The sequence below is a fragment of the Halomonas sp. EF61 genome (genome assembly GCF_040147045.1).
GTDB lineage: Bacteria > Pseudomonadota > Gammaproteobacteria > Pseudomonadales > Halomonadaceae > Halomonas > Halomonas litopenaei.
In genome coordinates, this window is sequence record NZ_JAMSHM010000001.1 from 1,579,157 (window position 1) to 1,595,901 (window position 16,745).

The window sequence follows — 16,745 nt, forward strand, 5'->3', positions numbered from 1 at the left end:
GCGTTGTCAGGCGCTGAGACAGCGCTGATAAAGTGCCGTTGTCTTTAGTCGAGTCGACCTTGGTTGCCGATTCGGGCAAAGCTTTACGTGACCCCCTGTTACATCAGGCAAGCATTCTGGTATTTCCGTGCCCCTTCACAATGAGCTTTGGAGCAAATGGGCGGACAGCTGTGACGTTTTCCTCCGGGGGGGCCGGCGACGGTCAGTGACAGCGTTTCACCTCGCGGCGCTGGCGTGCTGACGCCAGCGGAGCGTGGCGTTCAACCCTCCAGACTCACGGTTGTCCAGGCTGACTTCGACCTCTTGCTGATGAGCCAGTGCAAGCACGATGGAAAGGCCCAGACCGCTACCGGTGATGGTGGCGTCGCTGGCGCGGTGGAAGCGCTCGGCGACACGCTCCATGTGCGTATCGGGAATGCCGGGGCCGCTATCGAGGATGCTTAGGCGAACACCCTGGGGCTCTGCCTGGAGGATGGCTTCGATGGTGCCACCGTCGGGTGTGTAGCGCAGCGCGTTGTCCAGCAGATTGCGGATCATGATGCCGAGCTCCGTGGCATTGCCCTTGACCGTGGTCGGGTCGACGTCTTCCAGGCGGAGTTGCTGGCCACGGGCGTCGGCCAGCGGCCAGAGCTCGGCCGCGAGGTCCAGCAGCAGGGAGCGCAGGTCTACGCTTTCCGGTGCAGCGGCGGTGTGGCGATCGACCCGTGCGAGTACCAGTAGCTGCTCTACCACGCGCTGGAGTCGTTCGACACCCTGACGAGCCTTGGGCAGGGCGTCGCCTTCGCCCGCCAGGGCGTTGTCCAGGTGGATCTTGAGGGCCGCCAGCGGAGTGCGCAGCTCGTGGGCGGCATCGGCGGTAAAACGTCTCTCCTTTTCCAGGGTCGCCTTGAGTCGCCCGATAAAGTCATTGAGCGACCCTCTGAGGCCAGCCAGTTCCGTCGGTACGTCCAGTTCTATGCGGCTGAGGTCGGCGGAGTCGCGATGCTCCACCTGCTGCGATAGTCGCTCGATGGGGCGCAGGCCGCGCCGAATATGACGCAGCACCAGCAACAGGCTCAGCGGCATCAGCAGTAGCATGGGCCAGAGGTGATTGAGCGCGATGCGCTCGATGATGTCGAGAAAGAAGTCCCGCTCGATACCGATCTGTAGCCACAGACCACGACTCGGGTCATGCAGGGCAAAGACTCGCCAGCGAGACTCTCCCAGCGATCGCCACTCGAAACCCTGCTCACCAGGTGGCGGCATCTGGGGCTGTCGATCGACGTCTTGCCATCCAGGGCCAATCACCACCGGCTGGCCGGTCTCGGTCCACAGTCCGAAGCCCATCTTGCGCTCTTCGTGGTGATAGGTCTGGCCGGGGGCCACCGGCAGGTCATCGGACGTGCCGCTGTCGGTGTACAGGTGGGCGCTGGCCTTGCGCTGGTCCATCCATCGGGCCAGACGTTGATAGTCGTCTGCCTCGGGTGCCTCGGGGAGCATGCTCATCAGCCCCCTGCCGGTGAAGGCGAGCTGGGCATCGAGGATCTCCTCCAGCTCGTTTTGCGAGATCAGCCAGGCGGCCACCACCGACAATAGCGCCACCATGGCAAGGGAAAGGGCCAGGGTGCGGAAAAGATAGCGATGGATCGACATCACGGGGTGATGGCCAGGAAGTCGGTATTGAGGCGATAGCCGATGCCGCGCACCGTGGTGATCATCTCCTTGTGCAGCTTCTTGCGAAGATGATGCACGTGAACTTCCAGCGCGTTGGACTCGAGTTCTTCGCCCCAGCCGTAGAGCAGGCTCTCCAGGCGGGGACGCGACAGTACCTGGCCGGGATGACGGGCGAGCTCGATCAGTAGGGCGAACTCGCGACGACTCAGGGCGATACCGCGTCCCTTCCAGTCGACACAATGGCGAGCCTCATCGATGCACAGCGTGCCGACGTCGATGGTGGAACTGGCGCGACCGGCCGCTCGTCGAATCACCACGCGCAGGCGCGCCAGCAGTTCCTGGAGGTCGAAGGGCTTCAGTACATAGTCGTCTGCCCCGGCGTCCAAGCCCTGGATACGTTCTTCCACGGCGTCACGGGCGGTCAGGATCAAGACAGGCAGGGCAGTTTGCTGGCGCAGGCGTCTCAGGATCTCCAGTCCATCGCAGTCGGGCAGGCCAAGGTCGAGGATCACCACCGAGAACGCCTCCAGGGCCAGCGCCTCGAGAGCCGGCTTGCCGCAGGTGAACCAGTCGACTGCATAGCCCTCTCGTTCAAGTGCGACCTTGATACCGTCCCCCAACAGAGGGTCATCCTCCACCAGTAGTGCCCGCATGGCGTCTTCTCCGTCGATCTACCCAACTGTCTCTCAGGCAGTATGGGGCGCAAAACCTTAATCTACGCTTAAGGATCGACGGGAGCCTTGATCCGACGCTGTTCTCTGGCTAGGCGCTGTCCGAAAAGTCGACGAGCGAAGGTTAGACAAGGCAAAAATCGGTGAGAAAGCGCAGTTTACGGGGTGTAAATGAGCATTTTGATCCGATTTTTAACGCCGTATTACCGAGCGCAGGCACTTTTCAGACAAGCCCTAGGACTGCGAATCGTGCCTGGGCTTGCCGGTACGCTCGGCCGACGCCATCTTTTCCAGTTCGTCTTCGCTCATCGAGTCGTACATCGACCGGGCGGCACCGTCGAGTTCGCTCACCTTCTGTTCTCCGCGCTTGGCAGCGAGGGCCGCTCCTGCCGCCATCTGCTGGGCTTTCGACTTCGCTGGCATGGTTACCTCCTTGAAGGGAAAGAAGATTGTCGTACCGGCGTTAATAATTTGCTGCCTGGCAGGCTCAACAGACCCAACGACGGAAAGCCAGACTCCGCCAGGTTCGACCCGGATTAGTCCCAGCATAATCACTTGCCATGAACGTCTTCAACGCCAGTTGCCGCGATACCGAAACGTATCCAGAGGCGAGTGGGCGAAATCTTATGAAAGGAAGAGCGACATTCGCCAGGGAGTGTGTCGGCCTGTGTTCTTTCGTGGAGGTGGCCTTTCGCTGGAGGTTTTTGCGCTTTTGCCTGGGCACAGCGGTGCTACCTTGGCCGCCGCTGAATATGACCATCGAGATTCGAAGTAACGTGAAGAAGTGAAGTCACACGGCGTTACAACTCTTTTCAATAATAAGTACGAAACAGCGTCCTGCTCTGGCAGCGTCTGACGGCGACGTAAAGGATTACCTTGATGACTTTCGAATTGACGTTGTTCAGACGCTATTGCAACAGCTTTGACATAAAGCGCCCATCGAGTCTTGCCCACGACGGTTCATTAGTGACTCGGGCAGGCATGGCGTCTTCGTCTTTCGTTCAGCGATTCTGCCATGACAAGGGAGCAAGCCACCATGCGAGATACACAGGATCTTTTTCCGACACGCCTGGAGCGCAAGCTGGGCATGTTCGAGCGCATCGACCCGGTCGTTCATTGCGACAAACAGCAGCGAGCGAACGGCCCCCTCAGCGAAGAAGAGCTTGATGAGTTTGATAGAAAAGGCTTTCTCTCTTTCGAGAACTTCTTCGACAAGGAGGAGATGGATGCCTTTATCCAGGAATTGCGGGAGTACGAAGAGGACGAAGACCTCAAATTGTCCGAAGGGACGGTGCTGGAGCCCGGAAAACAGGAGATCCGGTCAATCTTTGGTATACATCAGGTCTCGGATCGTTTCAGCCGTCTGACACGGGACCCGAGGCTATTGGCCATGGTGCAGCAGATACTCGGTAGCGACGTCTACATCCATCAGTCGCGTATCAACTACAAGCCCGGTTTCAAGGGAAAGGGCTTTGACTGGCACTCGGACTTCGAGACCTGGCATAGCGAAGACGGCATGCCTCGGATGCGGTCACTGAGCTGCTCGATCATCCTGACGGATAACGGTGAATTCAATGGCCCCTTGATGCTGATACCAGGGTCCCACAAGCAGTTCGTTCCTTGTGTCGGGCGCACCCCGGAGGACAACTACAAGGAGTCATTGAAGAGCCAGGACATCGGTGTTCCTGATGCCGCCAGCCTGAAGAAACTGATGCTGGAGAACGATATAGAGGCGCCGAAAGGCGATTCTGGCTCATTGGTGATGTTCGAGTGCAATACGCTGCACGGCTCCAATATCAATATGTCCTGCTGGCCGAGGAGCAATCTGTTCTTCGTCTATAACAGTGTCGAGAATACCCTCCACGACCCCTACTGCGGCAACAAGCCTCGCCCCGAGTTCCTGGCCACGCGCAAGGACTACAGCCCGCTCACACCTGTCGAAGGAAAGCGTCAGGAAGAATAAGAGCCGGAGAGGGTGAGTGCAGCAAGGTTGAACAGAGCGGCTGACGAGATAGAGACCTTGGGAGACTAAAGTAGGGCACCGAGGATGCTCACCCGCTGGCTGGGAGCGCCGACGTCACCTACCTCTCCGCCATGACCGGCACTGTCACTCGCTTACCTGGCCATCGTCGCTGGGACTCGAGAACCTCCAGCAGCAAACGCCACCTTGATACACAAGGTGGCATTTTTTTGGCTGGGGGCGGGGGCGGGAATCCAGGCACGAGATCGCGTTCGCCGCCTGTTTCGCTGGGGCAGCGGTCTTCGCAGGGTTCTACCAAAGCGGCCGCCAGCAAAGGCCTTGAGGGTCTCGGACGCGCTGGACGGTGCCTTTGCGTGTGCTGGCGAAGTCGCTGTGGTCACGAGCCGACCATGGGGATGACCCGCTTAAGACGAAGGTCTACGCCTAAAAACATAAAAATATGACTATAGTTGTTTTGTCCGCCGCATCGACGATGGCAAGGAGCCCTCGGAGGTTGTTCTGGCCACGGTTCGGTCGGGCGGCCCATGGCCGTCGCATGAACAGGGGCGGTCTACCGGATGTTCCTCTGGCCCCGGGCGCCATGCACCTACCAGAGTTCTTCCATCGACAACGCCGGATACCGGCCAACGCTCAAATGAGGGTGAGACAATGACAACAGCACACCGAGTAGTCAGCGTCATCGCGGGTCTAACCATGGCAGCGACCAGTGGTCTGGCGCTCGCCGACTATCCTGATCGACCCATCACTGTACTGGTCCCGTTCAACGCTGGAGGAACCACGGACCTGGTGGTGAGGACACTGGAGCCCGCGCTAGAGCGCGAATTGGGTGCCGAAATCGTGATCCGCAATGTCACTGGCGCCGCAGGCACCATAGCCGCAGCCGAGTCAATGCAGGCGGATGCCGATGGCTACACCATGTTCTTCACTCCCAAGGGGCCCGTCACCATTCAGCCTCTGCTTCGTCCGCTACCGTATCAGTCCGATGACTTCCTCCCCGTTGCCGAGGTTAGCGTGACGACCTATGCAACCGTCGTGGGTCAAGATTCCGAGTTCAATTCCTTTGAGGAGCTGGTGACCTACGCCCAGGAGAATCCGGGCAACCTGCGTCTGGCATCGACAGGGATCGGGACCATGCCTCACCTGGCCGTCGTTGCCCTGAGCCACATGGTGGGACTGGACATCAAGCATATCCCCTACAAGGCGTCTGGAGAGGTCACCAAGGCGATCATGGGCGGGGAGCTGGATGGCACCACGGAAATGAGCTACGTCGCCGAACAGTTTGACCTCAAGGTACTGTCCTGCTGGGGCCAAGAGCGCTGCGACGGCTACCCCGACGTTCCGACCATGAAAGAGCTGGGCTATGACGTCGTGCTGGAGAACTGGTTGGGTTTCGTGGCGCCTCAAGGTGTACCGGAAGAATACGTCACCAAGTTCGCTGAGAGTGTAGGTGTGGCTCTTCAGGATGAGTCAGTGATGACTGCGCTCGAGAATCAAAAGATCACCCCCGCCTTCCTGGCTGGCGAAGCATTTCAGGAAGTCTATGAGAACGATGCCGCAGCAAATCTTGAGCTGCTCAGTAGTGCTGGCATGTCGGTAGGGCAATAGGAATCTTACAGCCCTTGCATGACCAGCACCTATTCCGGTGATTTTAGATAGCGGACAAGGTCGTTACCTGGAACGAGGTGATCTAATGAATGCTGGCTCGAGAGACATGCTGCTGGGCGCAACAGGTCTATTAACAGGAGCAATACTTCTCAACGAAGTTGGCGCAATGGAAGCCAACAAAAATCCACTGTTTGACTATGGCGTCGGTCCTGTTCTATTTCCAAAGGCATTGCTTGTTATCTGGCTGTCGCTCTCTCTTCTGATTTTGGTGAGAGCATGGTTCCTCGTGAATGAGGAGGCAGAGCAGGTAAATCACAAACGGCTGTGGAGTGTGGTGGCCGGTGTGTCGATATTCGTAGCAGTGATTCCTGTGCTGGGATTTCTTGTCTCAGCCATCATTTTTAGTCTTTTACTTCCCTGTGTCGTGGGATATAGAAATCTGAAAGTAGTTGCTGCTGTAGGGGCGATTTTTCCGTTGGTTGTCTGGTACGCCTTTACTCACTGGTTGGATATTTTCCTGCCGTCCTCAATGTTAAGCGTTGGGTTTTAGGAGGAATGGTCTAATGGAAATGTTAGTGTCATCCATATGGGCAGTACTGCAGCCTGACGTTATCCTGGCAATGGCGTTGGGGACTATCTTCGGCATCATTGTCGGTGCACTGCCGGGGTTGGGCTCTATCCTCGCTATTACCATTGCACTGCCTTTTACCTTCGCCATGGGTCAGGTGGCAGCCATCTCGCTGGTCATCGCGGTCTATTGCTCCTCCGTGTTCGGAGGGTCAATTTCTGCAATATTGATCAATACTCCTGGGACGCCCCAGTCTGCAGCGACTTGCCTCGATGGCTATCCGATGACCCGGGCGGGTCACGCAGACGCAGCACTTGGATGGGCCGCTACTGCGTCCTTGATTGGTGGGCTCTTCTCCACTGTGGTGCTGATCTTTGCTGCACCAAGATTGGCTCAGTTTGCGCTTGGATTCGGTGCGATAGAAACCTTCGCCCTGATCACTGTAGCTCTGACATGTATTATTGGAGTAGCGCAAGGTAGTCTGATAAAGGGGTTATTGGCTGGAGTGTTTGGTCTTTTTCTGTCGACGGTTGGGATCGACCAGATGACAGGTCAGGCACGCTTTACCTTCGATGTTTTCGCCATGTCGAATGGTTTTCCTCTGCTGCCCGTCATTGTAGGGCTCTTTGCCTTTGGTGAAGTGTTTTATCGCTTGGGAACAAAGGCGGTGTCAGCCGGCGAAAGCGGTGTTCGTGTCGGGATGAAAATTCCGAAACTCAAAGAGATCCTGCTGCGCTGGAAGACAGTATTGAGAAGCTGTCTTATTGGTACCTTCGTCGGTATTCTGCCGGGTACGGGAGCCGCTACAGCAAGTTTTATCTCCTACGCGGAGGCAAAGCGCAGCGGACGTTATCGGGACAAGTTGGGGACAGGAGAACCCGAAGGCATTATTGCGGCCGAAGCATCCAACAATGGGGTGACCGGGGGGGCGCTCGTGCCTACCTTGGCGCTTGGGATACCGGGAGATCCGGTCACTGCACTCATGATGTCTGCCCTGATTATCCAAGGTATTCAACCAGGAGTAAGGTTGTTCTCGGAAAACCCAGGACTGATGAACTCTACCTTTGTCGCACTGATAGTTTGCAACATCTTGATGTTTGTCGCCGCCCTGGTGATGGCTCCCATTCTTACTCGGACGCTTCGCGTACCCGAACCCTTGTTGATGACGGCTGTACTGGTGCTTTCGGTGGTGGGTTCCTATGGTGCTTCGGGACGAATGTTTGATGTTGGCGTCGGGATCTTCTTCGGGATTGTCGGTGTTGCTCTTCGCTTCCTCAAGGTGCCTATCGCACCAATCGTAATTGGTCTCGTACTGGGCCCCATATTTGAAGAGAGCCTCAGGCAAGGGTTGATTATTACAGATAATAATTTCTTGTCCTTTATGTCTCTCGAGTACCCCTTGGCAATGATCTTGCTCCTTCTTGCCGCATCCATCGTTCTGGTATCGGCGTTTCGTGAGACAAGAAAGGCACTGGATTACAAGAAACAGAAATAACGACTGAAGATTCTGTTTAATGTTACGGAAAGTGAAAAAATTAGGAGAATATAAAATGACCATGATCAATGCTTTCAGGCAATTGCTGGTGACTCGTGATAGACCCGCCGTTGGCATGTGGAGTGTACTCAATAGCTTTGATGCGACGGAAGGTCTCGCCTGGTGTGGGTTTGACTGGATGAATATTGATACCGAGCACGCGCCTGTCGAACTTCAGGATGTCATCCACCATCTCCGGATACTGGATGGCACACCGACGGTACCTATGGTCCGCCTCGTCTGGAACGACCCGCTGCTGATCAAGCGATACCTCGATGCTGGCGCTTCGACGCTGATGCTGCCCTTTGTGCAGAACGCAGAGGAAGCAAAGCAGGCAGTCGAGCAGATGCATTATCCGCCGCGTGGAGTGCGGGGTATGGCCGCAATTCACCGTGCCAGCCGCTACGGTGCTATCGGTGACTACGTCGCCAATGCTTCCGGTAGCCTGTTTCTTATCGTGCAGGTGGAGACGCTGGAGGCATTGGACAACCTTCCCGAAATCCTTGCTGTCGATGGTGTCGACGCAGTGTTCTTTGGTCCAGGCGACCTGTCGGCCAGTATGGGAATGCCTGGGCAAGCAGGGAGCAAGGAAGTAACCGACAAGATTATTGACGCCTTGAGCGTTGTACGCAGGACAGAGAAGTTTGCCGGGACGTTAGCCACGACTCCGGAACAGGCGAAGGCATTTATCGAAGCCGATTTCGACTTCGTTTCTGTCGCCAGTGATGTGAATGTGTTGATCCGGAATTCACGCCAAGTTGCCTCGTCCTACGTCAGCTGAGAGCCGAGCACTACAGCGAGGAGAAATATATGGCACGCATTGTTTCAAGCTCTCCAAAGTTTTCCACGTCGCCTCCTGTGATGGAGGCGATTTCCAACGCTGGCTGGAGCTTCCAGTCGTTTGGCGATTTCGTGTCGCAGTGCGAAACGGATCCCACACAGGTGGCAAGCGCACAATATCTCGTTGCAGGGCTTCACAGAGTAGACGAAAGCTTGTTGTCATCAATGCCGGAGTTGAAAGCAATCCTTCGGTTTGGTGTCGGATATGAAAATGTCGATGTCGATGCCTGCACACGAAACGGTATCGCCGTTTTGAATACCCCACGTTCCAACGGTAATGCAGTGGCCGAGCTGGCGATAGGCTTGATGTTTTCGATGTTGCGCCACATTCCTCAGGCGCATCAGGACGTCGTTGGGGGGCGGTGGAATCGTCAGGTAGGCAATGAGGTCGCCGGAAAAACGCTGGGCATCGTAGGTCTTGGCCACATTGGAAAGCTTGTTGCTGGCAAGGCTTTGGCGCTGGGGATGAAGGTGATGGCAACCGACAAGTATCCAGACCACCCGTTTATCGAGCGTCACGGGATACAACTTGGGACACTTGAGGAGGTAATGGCGTCATCGGATGTCATTTCGCTGCACGTGTTTGGCGGGGAAGGCAACACGGCGCTCGTCAATGCAGAGAGAATCGCCATGATGCGCCAAGGTGCTTGTTTGATCAACCTGGCCAGGGGTGACGTGATTGATCTAGATGCAGCCGCGGAAGCACTGGCGTCAGGAAGCATCGGTGGGGTAGCAATAGACACCTACATCGTTGAGCCGCCTGATACCGAGCATCCGATATTCTCATCCCCAGGGGCTGTTTTTACGCCGCATAGTGGAGCTGATACGGTTCAAGCTATTGAGAAGGCTGGGCTGATGATCTGCGAGGATATCGAGACAATCGAAAGTGGAAAGGTACCAGAGAGGTTGGTCAACCAGGAGGTTCTGGAACGTAGCGACTGTCGAATACGGTTGTAGTTGCAGGGGCGGATAGCCTTGTGGAAATGGCTTGATCTATAAAGCCTCTATCTATAAGAACTCTATCCAGAATTTCTTTGTCTAGAAGTTCTCTATCTAGAGAAGAGGTCGAGATCGATTTCGACAATATCCGCCCTGTAGGTGATTTCTGCTGCGTAGATGATTTCGTCCTTGTCATTAGTCAGTGATCGCCATGCAAACGCCACCGGGTCCCCTGCAGGGTAGCCAAGTAGTTGGCTGGTAGTGACGTCACACTTTCCGAATTTCATTTTTTGCGTCATACGATGAACGTGATCTGCGAATTTTTCTGCAAAAATCGGAAGAGCGAGAGATGACAGAAAAAGATCCTTCTCCTGGTCATAGAGCGACGTCGCGATATGAATCTTGATAACGCAGTAGCGCAGATCATCGCGAACATGTATGCGCTTGATGGACTGATATTCGCCGACAGGGGATCCACGAAACCCCGAAGGAAGCGGGCCACGGCTCAATTCGAGTGTGGTCAGGTCGGGATGGTCCGTACGCAATGTGCTGACCAGTTCCTCGAAGGTCGTCTCAAGACGAAAGCGGCGGTGCCCACGACTTTTTTCCGTGACGATGGTTCCACGTCCACGCGTCGAGACAAGAAGGCCTTCATCGGAAAGAATGCTGATGGCGTCTCGAATCGTGATGCGGGAAACACCAAGTTCACTCGCAAGCTTGTCAAAAGAAGGGAGCTCGTCGCCAGGCTTCCACACGCCTTCTGTCAAGTGGCTTCGAATAACATCCACTACCTGCATGTAGAGGGGTTGCCCCTTCTTTCTGGAGATCTGGTGATTGATCGAGAGCTTCGCGGTCATGGTGTCAACCTTTGTAGTCGTCTCTACAAGATAGAGGCTTTTTATTTCCTTTTCAAGAACTTGGTGGGGGACAGAGATGAGCATGTCTGCCATCTTGCCGGTGGCGCGGTGTAGGGAATCTGACTGAATAGCCACATTCAAGTGGCAATGGTGTTTCAAATAATTCTTCAATACTGATGCATGAGGTGGCTCTGATGAACAATGTAAACAAATTAGATACTTACAACCCTGCAGCTCCTGATGAGCTGGTGGCAAGCTACGTGATCACTGAAGAAAGCGAGTTGGATGTCATCATTCAGTCTGCACAATCCGCCCAGTCCGAATGGGCCGAAATTCCTCAACCTAGGCGGGGCGCTATTATTGGAGAGTTCCTCGATGCCCTGGAGGGAGAGAAGGACCAGATAGCCAGTGTCATGACGATGGAGACCGGCAAGGTGTTGGCAGAGAGCCATGGTGAGGTTGCCAAGGCTCTTGGAGAAGGCCGGGCCATGATAGCGCGTGCCTCCAACCCATCGGGGGAGGTGCTGCCCTCACAGGTTCCTGGCACGCTGACATACACGGTTCGACGCCCAAGGGGCGTTGTGGTAGGTATCAACCCCTGGAACTTTCCTTTTAGTACACCCATGAGAAAGGCGATACCGGCATTGCTTTATGGCAATGCCATCATTCTCAAGCCTGCGTCCCTGGCGCCTGGAGCCTTGGTCAAGTTTCAGGAGATCGCTGATGCCTTCTTTCCCAAGGGGCTGGTCAGGACGGTAGTCGGTAACGGCGCTTTAGCCAGTACCCTGGTGGGGCACGATGGTGTTGCTGCTGTCAGCTTTACCGGGTCAACATCTGTGGGAAAGAAAGTTGCGCAAATGGCCGTCTCGCACCTTGCAGAGGTAAGTCTCGAGTTGGGAGGGAAGAATCCGGTCATTGTCCACGATTCACATGATCTCGCTCTTGTCGCCGAGCAAGTCGCAACGGCAGCATTTGCCGTATCCGGTCAGCGTTGCACCGCCATCAGTCGCGTTCTGGTGCACGAGTCCCTGGTGGAGTCTATGGTCGAGCTGTTGGCGTCGCAGGCTGTACAGAAGAGACCTGAGCCTGACAGCAAGGATGGCGGAGGTATTGGTCCTCTTATTAGCAAAGCACAATTGGACAGCGTTGCTACCTTCGTGGAGCGAGCGCAGGGAGAAGGGGCGAAGGTCGTTGCTGGCGGTGAGCATGTCGCCAGTAAGGGTGGTGGTTTCTACTACGCGCCGACGGTACTTGGCGGTGTTACCCGCGAGATGGAAGTCGCACGTGAGGAAGTGTTTGGTCCGGTGATTGCTGTGATTTCTTATAGCAACATCGAGGAAGGTCTTGAGGTTGCCAATGACGTTGCATATGGATTGAGTGCGTGCCTGTATTCCGAGAACTGTGCAACTGTCGATAAGTTCCTGTCCCGTTGCGATGCGGGGATGCTGCATGTCAACTGCGGTAGCTTCCCCGAGAACCACCTGCCCTTCGTCGGAGTGAAGGACAGCGCCTTGGGGGTTGGTGGCTCGAACGGACAATCTGTCATTCATTTTTATACGACTGAGCACTCAATCTATCAAAGAGCCAAGGTATAGCAGAGGCGCGTCGGTCGACGAGAGTGTGTCGCTGGCACCCTTCCAACGGTTTGCCATGGACAGAGCACCCGCGGGGCGGGTGCCTGTCCGGCGAAAATCGCTGACGCCGGCTCTCATTTCTTCGTAGCAGTGGGATGGGTGTTGATAGCAAGGCAGGAGGCTCGGCCCTTGATCGCAAGAGGGGCGAGCGTGGCAACGTGTCCACAGAGGACGGTAGACGGTCGCTTGGTAGCGACCGTCTACCGTCTTGTGATGGTGTGTTAGTTGTTTCTTGTAGCGATGGGCTCAGATCAGCCGTCTACGTTCTCCAAGCCGGGAGAGCGGAGGAGCGGGCCGAGGTCCCGGATAGCCTGGCCACTGAGCGCCAGGATGTCGACAAGCTTGCGATGTGATGCTTCACCTTGGCGAGGGACGCTGGTACATACGACGAACGGTCTTGCTCAAGCATGAACATCATCGGGACCAGCGCCGGACAATAGCGTCAGAAGTCGCGTCATTCACCTCCGAGCCGTCAGAACTCCTTGACCAGGTAGCTTGTCAGACTCTCCAGGCCATCAAGGCTGCCGATGCCTGGTGATTCTCCCAGATGAGCCGTGCCACGCTCAATCTGACCAAGAGGCCCGGCCAGATCACCACGAAGCGGGTTGGGGTTGGAATCGATCTCCAGTGCGCCTTCGCCTCCCGCGGCTGCGAGCAAGTGACCGGAGGCCAGCAAGCCAACGCCGCCACCCAGGTAGTGGGGGAAGTAGCCAAGGCCTGCCTGCATGATCATCTTGGCCAGAGGCAGCCCTCGACTGATACCCCCCCACTTGGCCGCGTCGGGCTGAACGATGGCGAGTGCACCACTATCGATTCCTTGCTGAAAGCGTTCTTCGCCCATCAGGTTCTCTCCAGCTGCCAGCGGAATGTCGGTTAGCTCCGCCAGAGCCTTCCACTCCTGCCAGGGTGCCGTGGACAACAAGGGCTCCTCGATCCACTTCAGATTCAGGTCTTCAAGGGCCGGTAGTTGTTCGCGGGCCTGCTGCAAATCCCAGCCCTGGTTCACGTCTACCATCAGGCTGGCGTCGTCCCCCAGGGTGTCGCGTAACGCCAGCAGGTTGGTTCGGTCGCGCTGAGAGCCGAAACCGATCTTGAGCTTGAAGCGGGTAAAGCCCTGGTCTGCCATCTTGCGGGCCAGGCGCTCGGGCTCGGTAGGGTTGAGGCCGCTGGCGTACACCGAGATGCGGTCGGAGGCGCCGCCCAGATAGCGCCACAATGGCTGTCGCTCACGACGTGCACAGAGGTCCCATAGAGCCAGGTCGATACCAGCGAGGCACTGGGCAAAGGGGCCCGGTTCCGCGCACTGCAGCATCAGTACACGGGTGCTCGCCTGAAGATGATCGAACGCATGCTGGGGAGATTCGTAGCGTTCCTGCAGTAGAAGGGGCCGAAATACACTGCTGACCAGTCGTGCGCGGTGCTCAGCCCCCACCATCGGGAAGTTGCACCAGATTTCCCCCCAGCCGTGGTGACCATCCTCGTCGGTAACACGAACCACGACCATAGGGCGGTCCGACATGGTGCCGAAGGAGGTCTCGACCGGGGTTTCCAGAGGGCAGCGATAGACGAAGGCACTTGCTTCGCGGATGACGAGCGGTTTGTTCATGTTTTCAGATCCATTTTCAAGTGTGCCTGATCGCCACCAGGAGCCATCTGGATGACCGAAGTATCGTGTTGTCGACGACGAGGCTTTCAAGCAGCGCTGGGCCGGAGTCCACCTGCGGTACCTGACGAGGTTCGTGCTTCTATCAGAGTTTCCTGCGTGCTTAAAAACATAACAATATGACTTTAGCACTAGCCGGCTCTTTCGACACCATGGAAATCGCGTTGCTCGATGGGATCGGCGTCTTGGCAAGCCCTTTTCGTCGGTGTTGGTGGAGGCGGCGGGAATCGAACCCCTGGGTCTGTAGAGAGCGCCGACCTCGCCCTTGGCTCACCTTTGACCTTTGTATCTTCCGGGTACAAAAAAGCCACCTTCAGATGAGGTGGCTTTTTCGTCGGTGTTGGTGGAGGCGGCGTCCAACTAAAAGTCTTCACAAGTATTTGAAAATGTTGCGATGTTGAGTTTTTTTGTTTCTCTTGTGCCCCCATATGTGCCCCCTTTCGTGCCTTTCTGCCCCCTTGAGTACTCGCCAGTCGATTCTCGGCAGTTACCGTTCATCTCGGGGTGGGGCTGCGGTCGCTCAAGCATCGGTTGCTGGTGATCCTGGCCAACGGGAAAAACTGGGTTAGCGATTCATCGAAGGGTCCTCGCCGGTCTACGCTGCCAAGGTCGCGAACTCTTCACCTACCCCCTCCCTCTAGGCGCGACGGTATGGGATTCCTGAGGAAAGAGGTGCGTCTTCATCATTTCGCCAGCAGCGAGCTTCGTGCATCCAGGACAGGCGTCCAGCGTTTCAGGTTTTTTCAGGTTCTCAGCACAAATTTCTACAGGCTCGGGGCTCTTCACTCCGCCAGCCCATGCCCCACCCTGAAGAGGCGAAACGCAGCAACCATGCGGGCTGTGGGAGCTGGTGGTGGTGCAGGGGCGTGCAAAAAATGCCGGAATCCACGGCTGCCCGCCCCCGTGAACGCCAAATCCGGCCCTAGTAAGGACCCGGCTTTTCCCGTGGCTTGATGTCAACATTCGTCAACATCCTGGTGCTGGTCATAGCCGGATGACCTTTGCATTCCTTAGCATGGGACCGGCGGCCCAACCTTAACATTCCTTAACATTCTGCCGGCTGTTTACCGAAGGCGCATGGTTGCGCCATGCTGGTCCGGTCCAGCTCACTAGGGTCAAGAGGCGGAGGCGGTTAGTTCGGCCGTCTGCTTAGGATGGGCGTTCGGGAAAAGGGCGGGCATCCGGCTCAGCCGGCAGTTAGTCGCTACCGCAGCGAGAAATTTGCTTGGTAGCATACGCCTAAAGGAGGATAGGGCCGCGTTCTCATTTCAATTCTCGAGTTCGATAAAAGTCATTCAATATCAACTGCTTAAGTAGATATCTTCGTTTTTTCTTTGCATGAAGCATGATAATTGATGTGACGGTTTGGCTTGACGCTAGGCGATATCTTCCTCATCATCAGGTTGTGTGAGTAAGGCCTAGGTCACCGCGACAGCATTTGCATCGTAAGCGTACTGCTTTGTGCGCCGGCCCTAGGGGTCACACCCTTTATTAGGCCAATGCGCTTGCATTGGCCTTTTTATTTTCCGAAGAAGTCTATACTTGCCTATGCAGCGGTTAATTTTCTTGGATGAAAGTGGTGACCTAGGATGGAAGTTCGATGCTCCCTTTGGGCAAGGTGGCTCTTCTAGGCACATCACTATTGCTAGCGCATTCACCTGCATAGATGCAAAAAAACACCTTGCCAGAACAGTTAAGAAGTTAAAAAAAGAAGCCGGATGGCCTCCAAGAGGAGAAATGAAGTGGGTGGATATGCCTCACAGGCTTCGCATAAAATTTTGCCAGAAAGCAGTGCAGCTGTGCGTTGACCACCCAACGATTGAATACCATGCAATTGTCGTAGCGAAGCAAGGGGTGTTTCCATGGCTACGCAGCGATGACTCCATGCTATACAACTATTTTATCAAGTGCTCTCTGCTTAATCCAATAACTGCATGTAGCAGGGTGACGCTTATACCCGACCCTAGAGGTATTGCTCCTAATTCAGGAAATCCTTTGGATATTTACCTCCGTCAAGCTATTTTTGAACGCCAGTTTCATAGTGGGGGAGGTACTCAGCTTGGTATCAAGCAGATAGATAGCAGTGCAGAGATGGGCATTCAGTTTGCCGATATGCTAGCTGGAGCCATACAGCTTCACTACGAAGGCAAGACGTCAGACTATTACAATATTTTGAAACCTTGTCTATCAGGTTGCTTTGAGTACTTCTTTCAGAATGCTAGACGAGAAGCCGTACAAAGCTCTGTGATGCAAGCTCCTTACTGAAAATAGTGGGCAATGAAAGCCTCATGGGGTGACAGCCGCAAGCTGATGATTGGCTATTGCAATGGCCACATGGACCTTGCCCACTTATCCGCCCCAGGGCACAACATCTGTGAACTTACCCTCGAGCCAGGGTGAGAACCTGTTCTGAACGTGGTGATCAGGGGTGGCCGGTCCGACCACCCCTGCGATCATCACTACAAAATCTTTGCAGTGACGACGAAAAAGATTAGCGCGATGGCTGGGCTATGTGGCTATGGGTCCTTTGGCGAAGGGTAACCGCTAAGGCGGTTTCTGCACGCCGGGCATTGCTCGTCTTGGCTTAGGCCTCCTGTCTGTTGGTGGCTCCAAGGTCCATAGAGGTACATGCTGCACAGAGACCGGGGGCGACACCTATGACCGTCTTGCATAGCGAACCAGTGGTAGAGCCCCGCCTGGCTCTGGGTGTCCAGATACCAGTCTGCCTTTTTGCTCCTGTTCATGGCCCCCTCGGGCTTTGGGCTTTGGCGTATCTCAATATGGCAGATGGGTTGCCCGC

Annotated in this window: 13 protein-coding genes; 8 read left to right on the top strand and 5 right to left on the bottom strand. The window is 55.8% G+C overall.

The features are described 5' to 3' along the window. Positions 1-216: 216 nt before the first annotated feature. The 3 genes from NFI08_RS06880 to NFI08_RS06890 all read right to left on the bottom strand — a co-directional run bounded on the left by NFI08_RS06880 (position 217) and on the right by NFI08_RS06890 (position 2,747). Positions 217-1,632 (bottom strand): ATP-binding protein, encoded by a 1,416-nt coding sequence (locus NFI08_RS06880; RefSeq protein WP_349588771.1) that lies wholly within the window; start codon positions 1,630-1,632, stop codon positions 217-219. Then, positions 1,632-2,306 carry a response regulator gene (locus NFI08_RS06885; protein WP_349588227.1) on the bottom strand — a complete coding sequence of 225 codons (675 nt, stop codon included), beginning with the start codon at positions 2,304-2,306 and terminating at the stop codon, positions 1,632-1,634. Before NFI08_RS06885 ends, NFI08_RS06880 begins: the two co-directional genes overlap by 1 nt. A gap of 252 nt (positions 2,307-2,558) precedes the next feature. Continuing rightward, positions 2,559-2,747: a DUF3008 family protein gene (locus NFI08_RS06890; protein ID WP_045992303.1), complete on the bottom strand. Its 189-nt coding sequence runs from the start codon at positions 2,745-2,747 to the stop codon at positions 2,559-2,561. A 613-nt stretch (positions 2,748-3,360) separates the two neighbouring features. Between NFI08_RS06890 and thpD the strand changes: the two genes are divergently transcribed. From thpD to NFI08_RS06920, 6 genes are all read left to right on the top strand, one after another. After that, positions 3,361-4,287, top strand: a complete 927-nt coding sequence (gene thpD, locus NFI08_RS06895) for an ectoine hydroxylase (protein ID WP_349588231.1) — start codon at positions 3,361-3,363, stop codon at positions 4,285-4,287. A gap of 711 nt (positions 4,288-4,998) precedes the next feature. Then, positions 4,999-5,910, top strand: coding sequence for a tripartite tricarboxylate transporter substrate binding protein (locus NFI08_RS06900; protein WP_349588234.1), 912 nt, complete (start codon positions 4,999-5,001; stop codon positions 5,908-5,910). 85 nt (positions 5,911-5,995) lie between these two features. Further along, positions 5,996-6,460, top strand: a complete 465-nt coding sequence (locus NFI08_RS06905; RefSeq protein WP_349588237.1) for a tripartite tricarboxylate transporter TctB family protein — start codon at positions 5,996-5,998, stop codon at positions 6,458-6,460. A gap of 13 nt (positions 6,461-6,473) precedes the next feature. Continuing rightward, the gene (locus NFI08_RS06910) at positions 6,474-7,973 is read left to right on the top strand and encodes a tripartite tricarboxylate transporter permease (protein ID WP_108450029.1); all 1,500 of its coding nucleotides are present in this window, start codon (positions 6,474-6,476) and stop codon (positions 7,971-7,973) included. A 55-nt stretch (positions 7,974-8,028) separates the two neighbouring features. Then, positions 8,029-8,793 carry an HpcH/HpaI aldolase family protein gene (locus tag NFI08_RS06915; RefSeq protein ID WP_108450028.1) on the top strand — a complete coding sequence of 255 codons (765 nt, stop codon included), beginning with the start codon at positions 8,029-8,031 and terminating at the stop codon, positions 8,791-8,793. A 29-nt stretch (positions 8,794-8,822) separates the two neighbouring features. Then, positions 8,823-9,809, top strand: a complete 987-nt coding sequence (locus NFI08_RS06920; RefSeq protein WP_349588241.1) for an NAD(P)-dependent oxidoreductase — start codon at positions 8,823-8,825, stop codon at positions 9,807-9,809. Between the two features lie 92 nt (positions 9,810-9,901). Here NFI08_RS06920 and NFI08_RS06925 read toward each other — a convergent pair whose 3' ends face one another. Continuing rightward, the gene (locus NFI08_RS06925; protein WP_349588244.1) at positions 9,902-10,732 is read right to left on the bottom strand and encodes a GntR family transcriptional regulator; all 831 of its coding nucleotides are present in this window, start codon (positions 10,730-10,732) and stop codon (positions 9,902-9,904) included. Between the two features lie 110 nt (positions 10,733-10,842). On the opposite strand from NFI08_RS06925, the gene NFI08_RS06930 reads away from it, so the two are divergent. Next, positions 10,843-12,243, top strand: coding sequence for an aldehyde dehydrogenase family protein (locus NFI08_RS06930; protein ID WP_349588247.1), 1,401 nt, complete (start codon positions 10,843-10,845; stop codon positions 12,241-12,243). 511 nt (positions 12,244-12,754) lie between these two features. Here the strand turns inward: NFI08_RS06930 and NFI08_RS06935 are convergent. Beyond that, on the bottom strand, positions 12,755-13,888 hold the full coding sequence (locus tag NFI08_RS06935) for a mandelate racemase/muconate lactonizing enzyme family protein (protein WP_349588250.1): 1,134 nt from the start codon (positions 13,886-13,888) through the stop codon (positions 12,755-12,757). Positions 13,889-15,493: 1,605 nt separating this feature from the next. Between NFI08_RS06935 and NFI08_RS06940 the strand changes: the two genes are divergently transcribed. Next, entirely contained in the window at positions 15,494-16,210 is a 717-nt protein-coding gene (locus NFI08_RS06940; RefSeq protein ID WP_349588774.1) for a DUF3800 domain-containing protein, read from the top strand. The last annotated feature ends 535 nt before the right edge of the window (positions 16,211-16,745 follow it).